The organism is Streptomyces zingiberis, assembly GCF_012034935.1.
Lineage (GTDB): Bacteria > Actinomycetota > Actinomycetes > Streptomycetales > Streptomycetaceae > Streptomyces > Streptomyces zingiberis.
Window position 1 is genome coordinate 108,976 of sequence record NZ_JAATEN010000021.1, and the last position, 15,447, is coordinate 124,422.

Genomic DNA, 15,447 nt, shown 5'->3' on the forward strand with positions numbered 1-15,447 from the left:
TTGCTACTCGGACTGCAGGACGAAGAACAGGAAGGACAGGAAGCGCGGCATGGCCGCGATGGCCTCGGGAAACAGCTCGCGGGCGGCGGGATCAGGATCCGGCTCGCTGATGACCGTGATCCGGAAACCGGCCCCGGTGAAAGCCTCGATCATCGCGTGCAGCGGCCTGTGCCAGCGACTCACCAGGGCGGTCTGGCTGCCTATGGTCCACTCTACGGTCCATCTGGTGGTGTCGAAGTAGTTGCATGCGGCCTCGCGGCCGGCCTCGCGGTGTATGAGGTTGACGGCAAAGGGATGGTCGACAGACGCGATCAGCCGGCCACCGGGCTTGAGTACGCGTCGCAGCTCGGCCAGCGCCGGCCCCCAGTCCTCCAGGTAGTGCAGCACCAGCGACGCGACCACATCATCGAACGCGTCATCAGGGTAAGGAAGCGGACTGCCCAGGTCCGCCACCTGGAGGTCCGCACCGTCGCCGAGCCGCCGCCGGGCCAGCTCCAGCATCCCGGCGCTCGAGTCGAAGCCACTCACCATGGCGCCACGGTCGCGCAGCGCGGCAAACAGGAGCCCCGATCCGCAGCCGGCGTCGAGGATCCGCCGCCCGGCCACGTCGCCAGCGAGGGCCAGCATCGCGGGACGCTCGTAGTAGGCATTGACCAGGTTGGTTTCATTCACGGCCGTGTACGCCTCGGCGAAGCCGTCGTAGTCGTTGACCTTCGGTGAATCCACCCCCACCGCGGACGGCGAGACCAGCCTGACGGACATCACGGGCTTTTGGTGCTCGCTGGAGATCATGGTGCGGGAGACGTGTGCTGCATCAGTGCGGTTCCTGGCTGCGGCCAACTGCTGCGGGGCGTCGTCGTACGGGTCGATCTCCTCTACCCGGGAGTCCTCTCCCTGTCCGGGCCACGTTCGGTGCGGCGGGCCCTCCCAGGAGACAGCAGGCGCCCCCGGCTTGGGCCCGGCCCACCGGTTCGTCGATGAGCTGGTCGTCCAACGCCCTGGACGGCTGCGGCTCAGGCGTCTCGACGGACTGCGTCTCGGTCACGTTCTCACTGGTCATCGATGCATCTTCCTTGATCAGGAGTTGCACCGAACGTCTTACGGTCCCCCTTTCCCGGCCTCGCCGCTGCCCTGTGTTGCTACAAACGACTCACCCGCCTCGCCACGTAGGCCGCTGTCTGAAATCCTCGCTCACAAGCGCCGCCGGGCCGGCCACTCCGGGCCTGGGTGCTTGAGGTCTTCTGTTGCCTGCCGTCATCTGTGTGCAGGGGGAGCTGGCGTGGTGAACATCCCGTCCGCGGCGACCGTGTCGTTCCGGCGCAGTGCTCCTGGTCGGCGTGCTGTTCGCCCACGACTCCATCGTCTTCCGGGTCGGTGGGCGGTACCACGGCGTGCGGAAGTGCCCTCTGACAGGCGATCTTGTGCCAGGTGACGGTGACCGGCCCGTTCCCCGCCGAACCGCTCTTCCCGGCGGGTGAGGGGCCTGCCGACCTGGGACGCCGGCCGACGACGGGGTGCATGCCGGGTGGCCTTGGCCTTGGCCTGGCAGCCGGCGGAGTCCCCGGACGCCGGGGTGGGCCGTCGTTGTCAGGGGGTCTTCACGGCGTTGACCATGGTGTACCCCATCTTGTCCCGGCACAGGGTGAGGATGCGCGGGTAGACGGTGTCGAGCTGCGCCATGGCGTCGGTGCCCACCAGCTGCGCGATCTGGGTGCGCCTCGCGGTGAACAGACGCGGGATCAACTCGTAGGTGGGCTTGAACTCCCGGGACATGTCGCGTGTCCCCCGGATGGTGAAGCCGGCCTCGCCGAGCATGCGGGAGTAGTCCCCGGGACCGGCGGGCAGACGGGAGAGGGCGAACGCGGCCTGGAAGAGTTGGACCTCCTCGGGAGTGAAGGGCACGGCTTCGTAGCAGTCCGCGAGGACGAAGCGGCCTCCGGGCCGCAGCACCCGCCGGACCTCGCGGATCGCGGCGGGGCGGTCGGAGAAGTGGGCGAAGGACTCGATCGCCCAGGCGGCGTCGAAGGAGCCGGACTCCTGGGGGAGAGCCATGGCGTCGGCCTGCTCGAAGGTGACCCGGTCGGCCACTCCCGCCTTCACGGCGCGGTCGCGGCCGGCCTCAACCTGCGCGGCGCTGACCGTCACGCCGAGCACGTTCGCGCCCGATTCGGTGCCGATCCGCACGGTGGGCCGGCCCGTCCCGCAGCCGATGTCCACCATGTGCTGTCCCGGCAGCAGCCCGACCACGTTGATGAGGGTGGAGGTCCAGGAGTCCTGGGCCCGAGTGAGTTCCTCCCACATCTCCTCGGCCGTCGCCACCTCCGTCTCTGTCCGCACACCGTCGGCCCACATGCCCATGTGCATGCTGTCGCCCATGGTCAGGCCGTACAGGCCCCCGAAACGGTCGTACCATTCGCCGACCTCCGGCGCCGATGGATCCCTCATGTCCCGCTCCTCGCGTCAGGACGGCCCACCGAGCAGGCCGTCGCCGCCGGACCGGCCCAGCCGACCGCCCCTGCTGCCTCCACCACTTCCCCGGAACGCGCCTGGGCGAGGGCCATACGGCGGGGCGCACGGAAGCGCGGACGGGAGCCATGCACGTGGCCGCCGGGGTCTGAAGCCTCCCCGCGACCACGGATGCCTCACCCGGGACCTCGCCGGAGCCCCCGCGCCCCTGCACGGGCCCGGGGAGGTGCGCGGACTGCTGCGCGCCCGGTGCGGTCGCTCAGGCCGCCGGGCCCGCGGCCGCGGTGGCCCGGCGGCGGGCCCGGGCGCGCTGGATCAGCAGACCAGTGACACCGAGCACGAGCACCAGATACAGGACGATGGTGATCGGGCTCGACACGAGCACCGTCGGGTCGCCCTCGCTGACCGCCATCGCCCGGCGGAACTCTGTCTCGGCGAGCGGGCCGAGGATGACCGCGATCAGGACGGGTGCCACGGGCAGCCCGTAGCGGCGCATGGCGAAGCCCAGGAGCCCGATGGCCAGCACCAGGACGAGATCGAGGATCTTGCTGCTGGTCGCGTACACGCCCAGCATCGCGAACACGGTGATCCCGCTGTAGAGGTAGTGGCGCGGCACCTTCAGGAGCTTCGCCCAGAGCGGCGCGAAGGGGAGGTTCAGTACCAGCAGCACGACCATGGCCACGAAAAAGCTGGCCAGCAGCGCCCATACCAGGTCACTGGCGCGCTCGAAGAGGAGCGGGCCCGGCTGGAGGCCGTACTGGCGGAAGGCGGCGAGCAGCACGGCGGCCGTCGCCGAGGTCGGCAGGCCCAGGGCGAGCAGGGCGCCCATCGCGGTGCCGGCGGTGGCGTTGCCCGCCGCCTCCGGTCCGGCCACGCCCTGGATGGCACCCCTGCCGAACAGGGAGTCCTTGCGGCGCGAGCCGAGCCGGCGCTCGGTGCCGTAGGCGAGGAAGGTGGGGACCTCCGATCCGCCGACGGGGATGATGCCGAACGGCACGCCGATGGCAGTGCCGCGCAGCCATGCGGGCATCGCGAGGCGGATCTCCTTGCGGGACAGCCACAGACGGCCCGTGGAGGGCATCACCTGCAGGTCCTCCTTGGTGCCGCGCCGTGCGGCGACCGCGATGACCTCGCCGAGGGCGAGCAGCCCGACCGTGATCACCACGATGTTGATGCCGTCGAACAGTTCCGGCAGGCCCCCGGTGAAGCGGGCGGCGCCGGACATGCCGTCGACGCCCACCAGACTGATGGCGAGACCGATCACCAGGGCGGCCAGACCGCGCAGGATCGACTCGCTGACCACGGCGGAGATCGCGACGAACGCGAACACGGCGAGCGCCAGGTACTCGGCGGGGCCGAAGATCGTGGCAAGTTCGGCCAGGTAGGGGGCAAAGAACACCACGAGCACGGAGGAGAGGATGCCGCCGATGAACGCTCCGATGGCCGCGGTTGCCAGCGCCTGGGCCGCGCGGCCCGACTTCGCCATCCGGTGGCCCTCGATGGATCCGGCGATCGCGGTGCTGTTGCCGGGGGTGTTCATGAGGATGCCTGCGGTCGAGTCGCCGAACAGTCCGCCGAAGAGCACGCCGGCGAACATGATGAACGCGCCGACCGGGTCGAGCGAGAAGGTCACGGGCAGCAGCAGCGCCACCGCCATGGCTGAGCCGAGGCCGGGCAGTACGCCCACGGCTGTGCCCAGCAGGGCGCCGACCAGCACCCACAGCATGTTCATCGGCGTCAGGATCGTGAGGAACCCGTCGCCGAGATTGCCTAGAGACTCCATCAGAACACTCCTGCCAGGACGCCCGGGGGAAGGCTGAGGCCCAGGCCCGCAGAGAAGGCCAGTTGAACGAGGGACGAGACGGTGAGTGACAGGAAGAGGTCGAACACCGGGCGCCTGCTGCCGAGGGAACGGGCGACGCCCCAGAACAGCATCGTGCCGGAGAGCAGCCAGCCGAGCGGTTCGAGCAGCGCGATGAACGCGACGATCGTGCCGACCAGGCCGGTCACCGCCCAGCGATTGCTGCGGACCCGGGTCTCGGTGGCGTCCTCGGTGGACGCGTCGTCCGCATCCGGGTCCGGGTCCGGGTTCGCGGTGGCGCTCGGCGAGGTCGCGGTCTCCGCGTCCCCGACGGGAACGGCGGGGGCGGCCGCCGCCGTGAACGGGGCGGTGCCGGTGCCGGCGAGACCGTCGGCGGGGGCCGCTATCTGCTCGGGCTCGGGGCGGCGCAGGACGTCGACACCGAGGAGGACGGCGAACACGACGCACCCGGCGCCGATCACTGTGGGGAAGAGCTGCGGTCCGGGCGAGGTCACGTTGGCGGGCACGTCCATGGTGAGCGTGCCGACCCCCAGCACGACGCCGGTCACCAGGAGCAGCAGCGGGACGATCAGGCCGGTTCGGCGGCTCAGGTAGGCGGCCGGTCCTGTGTCCGGCGCGGACGCTCTGGTCACAGGCCCAGCTCCTCGATGATGTCGTTGACCCGCGCCTGGTCCTCGCGGATGAATTCGGCGAACTCCTCGCCGGTCAGGACACTGTCCACCCACCGGTTGCGGTCGAGGGCGTCCTTCCACGCTGCGGTCTTCGTCGCCTCGGTGACGATGTCGGTCAGTTCCTCGCGCTCCCCGTCGCTGATGCCCCGCGGGGCCACAAGACCGCGCCAGTTGGGCAGCGACACGTCGATGCCCTGCTCGATGAAGGTCGGGGTGTCGATGCCCGGCACCGGCTCGTCGGCCGAGACCGCCAGGGCGCGCAGGTTGCCGGCCTCGATCTGGTCGCGGAAGTCGTTGTAGCTGCTGACGCCGATCTCCACGGTGTCCGACAGCAGCGCCGTGAGCACTTCGCCGCCACCCGCGAACGAGATGTAGTTGACCTCGCGCGGGTCGATGCCGGCCTCACGGGCGGTGAGACCGGCGAGCAGGTGATCGGTGCCGCCGAGCCCGCCGCCGGCCACCGCGTGGCTGTGCGGGTTCTTCTTCCATGACTTCACGAAGTCCTGGAGCGTCTTGTACGGGGAGTCCGCGGGGACGATGAAGACCTGGTAGTCCTCGGCGAGCCGGGCGATCGGCGTGGTGTTCTCCAGGTCCACCCGCGACTTGTTGACCGTGATGGCACCCTCCATGACGGTGCCCGTCATCATCAGCCGCGTCGGGTCGGCGCCGAGTTCGACGAACTGCCCGAGCCCGATGGTGCCGCCCGCTCCGGGCACGTTGACGACCTGGACGTTGTTGACGATCGAGTCGGACCGCAGGGACTGCTGGAACTCGCGTGACGCCAGGTCCCAGCCGCCGCCGGGCGCGGCGGGTGCCGTCACTGTCAGCTTCGACCGCGGAGTGGCGCCCGTCGTGGAGTTGCTGGCGTCCACGGTGGCCGCCCCCGCGAGCGCCAGGGTGCCCAGGGCGCCGATGGCCCTGAGCAAGAAACGTTTCCTTTGCACGATCACTCCCTTGTGACCTCGATCCGGGCCGGTTCTGCGGCGGCCTGCTATCCGGACCTGTCCATCTGGTGGATATTCATGACCGCCAGATGGTAAACAGCACCTCAGGGACGAAGCAATGGATACGACAGGACGAAGAAGGGAACCGATGTCCCCGACAATCGACGGTGGCGGAGGAATCCGGGCGGTGAGCCGGGCGTGGCAGGTGCTGCGCGCCTTCACCCCGGAACGCATGTCACTCACGCTGAACGACCTCGTCCACGAGACCGGCCTGCCCAGGACCACCGTGCTGCGCCTCGTGGAGACCCTGGCCGGGGAGGGGTTGGTGGAGTCCGGGGCGGACGGTCGCGTCCGGGTCGGCACCAGCCTCATCGCCTTCGCCGCCTTCGCCGAGGCGGCCTGGACCGTCCCGACCGCCTCCCTGGCCCGGATGCGGGCCCTGGCCGCCGAGACCGGCGAGACGGTGAGCCTGTACGTCCGGGAAGGGGTGCGCCGGGTCGTCGTCGGCCAGGCCCCGAGCCCCAGCACCCTGCGCCACGTGGTGGAGCCGGGCGACGCCCTGACCATGGGCGTGGGCTCCGCCGCCTACGTCCTGCTCAGCCTCGAACCGCCCGAGGAGCGCGAACGGCTCATCGGGCGCATCGCCGAGGAGTCCGGCGGCGACCCCGAGGCCCTGCGCGCCGGGGCCGACGCCGCAGCCGAACGCGGCTGGTGCGTCACCCACGGCCAGCGCGAACCGGGCAACAGCGGCCTCGCCGTCCCCGTGCCGTCGCCCGCCGGCGCCGTCTTCGCCCGCCCGGTGGTGCTCGCCGTCGGCGGTCCCACCGTGCGCTTCACCCAGGACAAGATCCCCGGCTTCGTGCACGCCGTCCTGCGGTGCGCCGAGGACATCGCCCGGACCGGCCTGCCTCCCGCTCTGTACTGACCGACCCAAGGAGAACCGTGCACGACTATCCGCCCCCCGGGGCCCTGCCCGTCGCCACCGTGTCCGACGCGATGGACCGCTTCGGCGTCGCCGCCGGCATCCGCCCGCTGTGGTCCGGCGCGGTCCTGTCCGGACCCGCGTTCACCGTGTGGACACGCCCCGGCGACAACAAGGGTCTGCACGCCGCGTTCGAGTCCATACGGCGCGGGGAGGTGCTCGTCGTCAACGGTGGCGGCGACGAGACCCGCGCGCTCATCGGTGAACTCGTCGTGCAGAAGGCCAAGGCGCTGAAGATCGGCGGCATCGTCCTCGACGGCGCCGCCCGCGACGTCACGGAACTGGCCGGACTCGGGGTCCCGGTCTTCGCCCGCGCGATCACCCCCGCCGGCCCCTGGAAGACCGGCCCGTTCCGCACCGGTGGTCCGATCGCCGTCGGCGGTGTGCCCGTCATGCCCGGGGACTGGGTCCTCGGCGACGACGACGGGGTGGCCGTCGTCCCGTTCGGGCAGGTCGACGAGGTCGTGGAGACCACCCGCCGCCTCATCGAGGGCGAGGCCGAGCGCCGCGCGGCCAACCAGCGGCTGGTGCCCCGTGTCTGACCTCCCGCTCGTGTGGATCCCGCGGCCGGTCCACGAGGACGCGCTGGCCCGCTTGCGCCCGTACGCTGAGGTGGCGACCGGTTACGGGCCCGGGGCGACCTCGTTCGACGAGGTCAGCGACCGGGTGGCCGCCGTCCTGCTGCGCACCGTGCGCGTCGACGGCACCATGATGCGCCGCGCCCCGCGGCTGCGGATCGTTGCCCGGCACGGCGTCGGCCTCGACACCGTGGACGTGGACACCGCCAAGGAACTGGGGATCGCCGTCACCACCACCCCGACGGCCAACAGCCGGTCCGTCGCGGAGCATGCGGTGGCCCTGCTGCTCGCCGTGCGCCGGGGCATCGGCGTCGCCGTCCGCAACGAGGGCGACACTCGCACCGCGATCCGCGGCCGCGAACTGTCGGGCGCGACGCTCGGCCTCGTCGGCTTCGGCCGCATCGCCCGCGAGGTCGCCACGATCGCCGGACACGGCTTCGGTATGCGTGTCATGGCCCACGACCCGATGATGCCGGCCGCCGACATCACCGCCGCCGGAGCCGAGCCCGCGCACCTCGCGACTCTGCTCTCCCGCGCCGACAACCTCAGCCTCCACGTCCCGCTCGTCGAGGGCACGCGCCATCTCATCGGCCTGCCCGAACTGCTGGCCCTGCCCGAGGGCGCGGTCGTGGTGAACACCTCGCGCGGCGGCATCCTCGACGAGTCCGCCCTGCTCGACGCCGTCCGGCGGGGCCACCTCGCGGGCGCGGGCCTCGACGTCACCGCCGTCGAACCGCTCCCCGACGACCACCCGCTGCGCGACGAACCCTCGGTCGTCATCACCCCGCACACCGGGGCCCAGACCGAGGAGGCGCTGCGCCGGATGGCAACCGAGGCCGCCGACCACATCCTCGCCCACCTCGCCGCCTGACCGGCGGCCCCGCAGGGCACCCGCCGCACCCGGCGGGTGCCCTGCGGGGCAACCACCGTGGACGGTCCGCCACGGACGGACGGCCAAGGCGCCCTCGTGCGATCCGCACAGACCGACAGGCATCCGCTGTACCACCAGGCGGTTCGCTTGTCCCACTGGGCGGTTCCATGTTGTGATGAACCGGCCCGCCTCCCGGTGAGGTCCGGCCCGCCCGACGCAGGGCGCGGACCGCACCGCGCCACAACCACGAGAGGACGGCATGCCTGAATCCGACACCGGCGGCGTCCGCAGCGTGCAGCGCGCGGTCGACCTCCTCGCCCTGTTCGACCCCGAGCACCCCAGCAGATCCGTGCGCGAACTCACCGATGCCACCGGCCTGCCCAAGAGCACCGTCGTACGCCTGGTCCACACCTTGGAGCAGTGCGGCCTGCTCTGGAGCCGGGGCAACGGCCACCTCGTCCCCGGCACCGGCCTGCTGCGCTGGGCCGAACTGGCCGGACGCACCTGGCGACTGCCCGAAGAAGCGCTGCGCCGCCTCGCCGACCTCAGCGAGGCGAGCGGCGGCGAGACCGTCTCCGTCTTCGTCCGCCAACACGACACGCGGGTCTGCATCGCCCGGCACGAAGGCACCCGCTCACTGCGCCACGTCGTCCACGTCGGAACCGAACTGCCGCTCTGGTCGGGCGCCGCGAGCCACGTACTGCTCTCCTGCTCGGACCGCGCGGACGTCGCCGCCGTGGCCGCCGGCGCGTCCGACGACGACTGGGCCGGGCTGCTCTGGGAACGCACCCGCCGAGCCGCCGCCGGCGGAATGGCCGTCAGCCACGGCGAACGCGAGCCCGGCGTCTCCGGCGTCGCGGCCCCCGTGCTCGCCGGCCCCTCGGGCCGCCTGACCGCAGCGCTCGCCCTGGGCGGCCCCACCACCCGCTTCACCGACGAGGCCGTCGCCCACTTCGCCCCGGCCCTGCTGGAGACCGCGCGGGCCCTCACCACACTCGACTGCATCGGAGGCAGCGCCTGATGACGACCCCTCTCCTGGAGGGCGTACGGATCCTCGATCTGACCAACGTCCTCGCCGGCCCCTTCGCCGGTTACCAACTGGCCCTGCAGGGCGCCGACGTCATCAAGGTCGAGATGCCCGAAAGCGGCGATCTCGCACGCCAGTTGGGCGCCGACCGTGCTCTGGGGGAGGAACTGCTGGGAGCCTCCTTCCTGGCCCAGAACGGCGGCAAGCGCTCCCTCACCCTCAACCTCAAGGCCCCCGAGGGACGCGAGGCACTCCTGCGCGCCGTCCGCGAGACCGACGTGCTGCTGGAGAACTTCCGTCCCGGGGTGATGGACCGGCTCGGTGTCGGCTGGAAGACCCTGCGCGCCGAGAACCCCCGCCTCGTCTACTGCGCCATCTCCGGCTTCGGCCAGACCGGTCCGCTGCGCGACCGCCCGGCCTACGACCAGATCATCCAAGGCCTCAGCGGCATGATGAGCGTCACCGGCACCCCCCGCACGGCACCGCTGCGCGCCGGGTTCCCCGTCGCCGACACCCTCGGCGGGATGGCCGCCGCCTATGCCGTGGCGGCCGCCCTCGTACGCCGCGGACGCACCGGGGAGGGCGCCTTCGTCGACGTCTCCATGCTGGAGTCCGCCCTCACCGCAATGGGCTGGGTCACCTCCAACTACCTCATCAGCGGCCGCGACCCGCGGCCCATGGGCAACGAGAACTTCACCGCCGCCCCGTCCGGGACCTTCCGCACCGCCGACGGCCACCTGAACATCGCCGCCAACCGGCAGCAGCAGTACACGACCCTGTGCCGGCTCGTCGGACGCGAGGACCTGGCGACCGACCCACGCTTCACCCACCCCGTTGACCGCAAGACCCATCGCGACGCCCTGCGCGAGGAGGTCGAGTCCGCCTTGGCGACACGGTCGGCCGCGGAGTGGGAGGAGATCCTCTCCGACGCCGGTGTCCCGGCGGCACGCGTGCTGTCAGTTCCGGACGCGCTCGCCCTGGACCACCTGGCAGCCCGCGGGTTCGTGCACGACCTGCCCTTCCCCGACGGCCGGGACCGGCCCCTGCATGTCCTCGGCAGTCCCGTGCGTGTGGACGACGAACCGGCCGTGGCCCCTGTCCCGCCACCCCTGCTGGGCGAGCACACCGATGAAATACTGGCCGAACTCGGCTACACCGCGGCCGAGATCACGGCCCTGCGCGAAGGCGGTGCGGTATGAGCGACCCGATCGGACCGAAGCCCGGTGCCCCCGCCCCGGCGCCCACGTACGGGGCCGAGCCGATGATCGCCGAACGCGCAATCACCGACTGGTGGTCCACGGCGGTCAGCGAGATCCACCCCGGCGAGATCCGGCTGCGAGGCTACCCCGTCGAGGAACTGATCGGCCGCGTCACCTTCGCGGAACAGATCTGGCTCATGCTCCGCGGCGACCTGCCCACCCCGGTGCAGGGCCGGCTCCTGGAGGCCGCGCTGGTCGCCGCCGTCGACCACGGACCGCAGGCCCCCTCGATCGCCGCCGCCCGCATGGCCGCCACCTGCGGCGTGGGCCTGAACAGCGCCGTCGCCACCGGCGTCGGCCTGCTCGGGGACGTCCACGGCGGAGCGGGCCAGCAGTGCATGGAGGTACTGCGCCGGGTGGTCGACGGCGAAGAGGCCCCCGCGATCGTCGCCGAGTACCGAGCCCATCGCGCCTACATCCCCGGCTTCGGCCACCGCTTCCATCCCCGCGACCCCCGGCGCGACCCGCTGCTGCACCTGGTCCGGACGGCGGCCGACGCGGGCGAGGTGCCCGGCGATGCCTTGCGGGCCGGACTGGAGCTGGAGGCGGCCCTCGCCGACGGACGCGACCGGCCGGTGCCGATGAACATCGACGGCGCCACCGCGATCATCTATGCGGAGCTCGGCTTCCCCGCCCAACTGGGCCGGGGCCTGTTCGTCCTTTCCCGCAGCGTGGGCATCCTCGCCCACGCCTGGGAGGAGACCGAGGGCGGGGCCCGCATCAAGGGCCCCATCCCGCGCCCCCTCCTTGCCGGATACCACGGCACACCCGAGCGCCACCTGGAATGAATCGCCTGACCCGGCTGTGGCGCAGCTGGTGAGCCCGCTTATTGCTCTTGGATGTGGTCTGGTGTTGCTCAGTTGCACTGAGCGGTATGCCTGTTCGGCGGGGGAGGCCGATGCAGGGCTATCACGCCAGCGACAGGTGACACGTGGACTGAGTGGACGTTAAGCGGGGAGCGGGGCCCGGGACGTGAACGGGAGCCTGGACCGGAAATAGACCGGAAGAGCTGGTCGGGAGCGGGACGGCGGTGGGAGGAAGTGGGATCTTCCACGCGATCCGGGCCTGGGTTTGCGCGCGCTGAGCGGAGGGCGCCCGGCAGGAGAAAACCCTGGTCAGGCGCCCTCTGTCGGCTCTCTAGAAGAAGCCCAGCTTCTTCGGGGAGTACGACACCAGGAGATTCTTCGTCTGCTGGTGGTACATCGCGCTTGGCGCGTTGACCAGGGAAAACGGAGGTGGGGTGGGGGATGGACGGAGCGCTGGCCCGCGTATGGTCCGGATCTTGGTTACTGGTCGAGGGGGTGGGCGAGCCGCCCCGCGGGATAGGCCTGCACGAAGGTGCACCAGACCCCTCGCTTGCCCTGCCAGCACTGCTTCTGGCGGCCTGGCTCGAGCGGCCTCGCTTCCGGCTCACCTTCCGTCGCGCGGAGAGGGGCCTCGCCGTGAGGACTGGCTGGCCGGAGACCGGCTCACCTCCGTCTGCGCGGTAATCACCGCAGCAGTGTGGCCACCATTGCCGCGCAGTGAGTCCGGTCCACGCGCACGCGGATCGGTCGGGCTGCCGATCTGCCGCATCTCGGCGACGGTGGTCCGGCCCAGGCGAACCGAGGAGCGAGGGAGGCCACTGTTTCGGCCCCCAGCCCGATCTGTAGCCTGGCGCTCATCGGCAGGCTCAAGGTCCCTTTGTGTGGGTTGCTCCCCGGTGCATCCGGTGCATCCGGTGCATCCGGTGCATCCGGTGCATCCGGTGCATCCGGTGCATACGGCGGCAGAGGGAGAAAAACGCCTTCGGCTCGCTCCGCCGCCGTTGGTGGAATTGCAGCCCCAAGAACGCCGAGGCTTGCGTGCTGTAAACAGATGCGACAACCCCCGACATGAAGCTTTGACGAGAGTTGCCGCATCTGCTCTATGATCAGGGGACCGGGTCCTCGCTTCGGATCGCATCGCGTGTCGACTCGAAGGAGGCCTCCGCGGCGGAATCGCGCTCCATCATCCGCTCCCAGAAGTCTCCTAGAATCCATTCCTTGGGTCCCAGACTCAACCCGCCACGCGAATGCAGAACCGTGTACCACTGAGTCGGAATTACTCCGTAGTTCCCGCTGTACAAGCCCGCGAGTTCCCCTGGAGCATGCTCAATTCGAAGCGATGTGGAGTCATTGCTACGAATGTGGACCTCGAGTACTGCATACTCGCGGCCAGGCGCAAGGTGATACCTGCCATCCTCAGGGGCAGGAGGTGCGGAATCCGACGGCCCCATGTAGCGAACTCTCACCGTCTACTCTCCCTGTCGAGCTTTGCCTTGTGGTCGTGATAATGGAGCGCACCCGCCATTTCGTTCCTGTAGTAGTGAATGTCGAAGGTTCCTTAGTCCGCTCCGGCCGATGTCGTCACCGGACGTGGCGATGCGGGCGTCCGGAGTTTCCGCTGCGGGGAGGCCTGCCGCGATGAACGGATGGATGGGTGTACGACGATTCCCCCCAGCCATGAGCGGCGGCCAGTGTGACTCCGAACAAGGTCACACCGGCCGCCGCCGGCATCGAACGGGCCGGTGAACGGGTCAGTGGCCGCACAGCGGGTCAGCGCCAGAAATCCCGCTCTTCCAACCGACCGAACCTAGCGTGCCCTGTAGACAGGTCTACAAGAATTGGCCAGCAGTCGAGCAGTTGATCGCCGACGTCTCGGGTCTCCAGGAACCGAGCTGAGTTGTAGGGAGCGATCATTACCCCCTCCTTCACCTCGATGTCAGTCCAGTCGATCGCCAATTCCGGCTCGTCAGTCCTGCGGCTAGCCATCAACAATTCCCGCGCGGTCTCTTCAGCTTCAGTTTCTGAAATCATTAGTCTGCCCTCATGAACTTGTAGCCGACGGTGCCAATGTGGGGGTAGGCACGTGTTAACGTGGTCAATAGCCGCGGGCGCATGACACTCCTTGATGGCCAGAGGGGTGAGGCGGCCATGCCCCGAACTGGGATCGCGCAGGGCCGCACCGAGGTGATAAGCCGGTCACCACCCCGACGAAAAATGCCCCATGCCCGGCCATGGGTTCGCCGTCCAGGACACGGGCGATCACGGCGTTCGCCTCAGCCGTCATTAACAAGTGCGCCCTGGTTATTCGAACCCGTCGGCCCGCAGGCAGAACTCGGCATACGCGGGGATCAGGTCGATTGCGCCCGGGGCGAGATCCAGTTCACGTCGGAATGCTGCTTCCGCGGCGGCATAGTGGTCGCAACTCGCATCCCTCGCCATCGGACAGTACCGACCGCACGTGTAAAGGGCCCGCCGGCTTTGAAGTCGACGGGCCACTTTCCGTTACTCAGTCGACCAGATCAACCTTAGAGACGCCTCCCCGACGGGCGAGAAATAACAGCTGCACACCGTCGGCTCTCCGGGTAGGCCGACCTCGAACCTCACGTGCTCGCCCTCAATTCACGAGACGCTGGAGACCACAGCTATTCTTCGTAGTCAATGAAGTCATCGAGGGCGGACTTCAACCACTGGCTGAATTCGTCGAAGTGATAGATCTGTTCCTGTCCGGGCGGCGAGTAGTCTTCCACAACGGAGACGCCCCCAAGGTCAATATCCCAGCAGGCCACCTCGTCGTTGTCCTGGCGACGGGAAAAAGGGATCAGATTTCGTGTTGGGTAACGCTGCTTGAGGCCGGCGTGCCTGGCAGCCGTCGTTGCGTCGTCAAGCGCCCACCATGGATCCAAGTCCAGTAGGCCAGCCTCGGCTGCTCGCATGAATAGATCGGGAAAAGTGAATCCCTCTGGCATATTTATAGCCATCTCGAAGCCTCGAATTCTATTCGCCATTCCAGCTTGTAATGCTGGAACCGAATGGATTGCTGTTTCTGTACGTAGCGCCCTGCTTATCGATCCTTGCCATCACAGCTTCACCCCAGGTGGTGGGCGTGGCCCTCTTCGTATTGAACCTTTCAATAGCGATCATCTCCTGCGGCAAGGGTTCGTCGAACCCACGGATGTGGGCTTGAACATCGACACCAGCCTTCTTGGCGCCGAGAACGCGACGGTTGTCCACGGAAGTGAGCTTGCCGTCAGGCATCATCACAACATCAACGGGTTCTTCGCCTTTCCACCCGTTCTGCGCGATTCTGTCGATTCTGACCTTGGCTCGGGTGGCGGACTTCTGACTGAATCTCACGTCCGCAGCAGCGATTTTAGCCTCGATCTTGCATGAGGGTCCGCCAGCTTGCTGGCGGACCTCATGCAAGATCGAGGTTAGGAGACTAAATCAACCACCCGGAGCGAACCAGCAAATGCACCAAGAGAGCTACATTTGACGGAATGCCCCCTCCAGGCCCTGAAAAGGAAAAGCGTCACATAGAGTGAGGTAAAAAGGGCAAGAATGAATACACTCGCCCTCCAATCCAGAAGAAAATGGACGGAAACGGTCACGATCACCCACGCCGCGAGGGAAAATCGACAGCCACGGAGAACCGCGGATAGACCGATAGGCTTCGGACGATCTGGCCCAACCCGTTCATCACCTAGGTCGATATGATTGCGTGTCGCACAGAATCGCTTTTCCATGAACTTGCCCCATGCTTACATTACTTGCGCTTCACGGGAAGGAAGAATCTCTTCGCTACTCCTTCCCTCCCATGAAGGTGGACTCCGTTACTGCCCTATTTGAAGATGTCGCGACGATCCCAAAAGATCGGCAGACCCCCTTGCCTGGGACCGCTGACCATACTATTGATGCGAGCATGGCCACCCTTGACGGCCCAGCGGGTGTATTTGGTAGTTCCTCCGCCATGCATGGCGCCGAGCATCCCCCGCCCGTAAAGGGAGCCAAAGGCAATGAGCCT

At 68.9% G+C, this 15,447-nt stretch carries 14 protein-coding genes; 6 read left to right on the forward strand and 8 right to left on the reverse strand.

Annotated features, from left to right (window positions below; all coding sequences use genetic code 11):
• Window positions 1–3: 3 nt before the first annotated feature.
• The 5 genes from HCK00_RS22190 to HCK00_RS22210 form a co-directional block, all read right to left on the reverse strand.
• The gene (locus HCK00_RS22190) at window positions 4–792 is read right to left on the reverse strand and encodes a class I SAM-dependent methyltransferase (protein WP_206320727.1); all 789 of its coding nucleotides are present in this window, start codon (window positions 790–792) and stop codon (window positions 4–6) included.
• A gap of 795 nt (window positions 793–1,587) precedes the next feature.
• Window positions 1,588–2,445: a class I SAM-dependent methyltransferase gene (locus HCK00_RS22195; protein WP_168103783.1), complete on the reverse strand. Its 858-nt coding sequence runs from the start codon at window positions 2,443–2,445 to the stop codon at window positions 1,588–1,590.
• A 280-nt stretch (window positions 2,446–2,725) separates the two neighbouring features.
• On the reverse strand, window positions 2,726–4,249 hold the full coding sequence (locus HCK00_RS22200; protein ID WP_168103784.1) for a tripartite tricarboxylate transporter permease: 1,524 nt from the start codon (window positions 4,247–4,249) through the stop codon (window positions 2,726–2,728).
• A complete protein-coding gene (locus tag HCK00_RS22205; RefSeq protein ID WP_311765430.1) occupies window positions 4,249–4,920 on the reverse strand; it encodes a tripartite tricarboxylate transporter TctB family protein in 672 nt (223 codons plus the stop codon). Before HCK00_RS22205 ends, HCK00_RS22200 begins: the two co-directional genes overlap by 1 nt.
• A complete protein-coding gene (locus HCK00_RS22210; protein WP_240965977.1) occupies window positions 4,917–5,885 on the reverse strand; it encodes a Bug family tripartite tricarboxylate transporter substrate binding protein in 969 nt (322 codons plus the stop codon). Before HCK00_RS22210 ends, HCK00_RS22205 begins: the two co-directional genes overlap by 4 nt.
• A gap of 166 nt (window positions 5,886–6,051) precedes the next feature.
• Between HCK00_RS22210 and HCK00_RS22215 the strand changes: the two genes are divergently transcribed.
• From HCK00_RS22215 to HCK00_RS22240, 6 genes are all read left to right on the forward strand, one after another.
• The gene (locus HCK00_RS22215) at window positions 6,052–6,828 is read left to right on the forward strand and encodes an IclR family transcriptional regulator (RefSeq protein ID WP_168103786.1); all 777 of its coding nucleotides are present in this window, start codon (window positions 6,052–6,054) and stop codon (window positions 6,826–6,828) included.
• Window positions 6,829–6,845: 17 nt separating this feature from the next.
• A complete protein-coding gene (locus tag HCK00_RS22220; RefSeq protein ID WP_168103787.1) occupies window positions 6,846–7,427 on the forward strand; it encodes an RraA family protein in 582 nt (193 codons plus the stop codon).
• Entirely contained in the window at window positions 7,420–8,334 is a 915-nt protein-coding gene (locus tag HCK00_RS22225; protein WP_311765431.1) for a hydroxyacid dehydrogenase, read from the forward strand. Before HCK00_RS22220 ends, HCK00_RS22225 begins: the two co-directional genes overlap by 8 nt.
• Before the next feature lie 259 nt (window positions 8,335–8,593).
• On the forward strand, window positions 8,594–9,355 hold the full coding sequence (locus tag HCK00_RS22230) for an IclR family transcriptional regulator (protein WP_168103788.1): 762 nt from the start codon (window positions 8,594–8,596) through the stop codon (window positions 9,353–9,355).
• Window positions 9,355–10,560 carry a CaiB/BaiF CoA transferase family protein gene (locus HCK00_RS22235; RefSeq protein WP_168103789.1) on the forward strand — a complete coding sequence of 402 codons (1,206 nt, stop codon included), beginning with the start codon at window positions 9,355–9,357 and terminating at the stop codon, window positions 10,558–10,560. Before HCK00_RS22230 ends, HCK00_RS22235 begins: the two co-directional genes overlap by 1 nt.
• Complete coding sequence (locus HCK00_RS22240; protein WP_206320728.1) at window positions 10,557–11,408, forward strand: citryl-CoA lyase; 852 nt, start codon at window positions 10,557–10,559, stop codon at window positions 11,406–11,408. Before HCK00_RS22235 ends, HCK00_RS22240 begins: the two co-directional genes overlap by 4 nt.
• Before the next feature lie 1,788 nt (window positions 11,409–13,196).
• On the opposite strand, the gene HCK00_RS22245 is transcribed toward HCK00_RS22240, so the two are convergent.
• The 3 genes from HCK00_RS22245 to HCK00_RS22255 all read right to left on the reverse strand — a co-directional run bounded on the left by HCK00_RS22245 (window position 13,197) and on the right by HCK00_RS22255 (window position 14,780).
• Window positions 13,197–13,457, reverse strand: a complete 261-nt coding sequence (locus tag HCK00_RS22245; RefSeq protein ID WP_168103790.1) for a YrhB domain-containing protein — start codon at window positions 13,455–13,457, stop codon at window positions 13,197–13,199.
• A 611-nt stretch (window positions 13,458–14,068) separates the two neighbouring features.
• Window positions 14,069–14,359: a hypothetical protein gene (locus HCK00_RS22250; protein WP_168103791.1), complete on the reverse strand. Its 291-nt coding sequence runs from the start codon at window positions 14,357–14,359 to the stop codon at window positions 14,069–14,071.
• Between the two features lie 61 nt (window positions 14,360–14,420).
• Window positions 14,421–14,780 carry a hypothetical protein gene (locus HCK00_RS22255; protein WP_206320729.1) on the reverse strand — a complete coding sequence of 120 codons (360 nt, stop codon included), beginning with the start codon at window positions 14,778–14,780 and terminating at the stop codon, window positions 14,421–14,423.
• Between the last annotated feature and the right edge of the window lie 667 nt (window positions 14,781–15,447).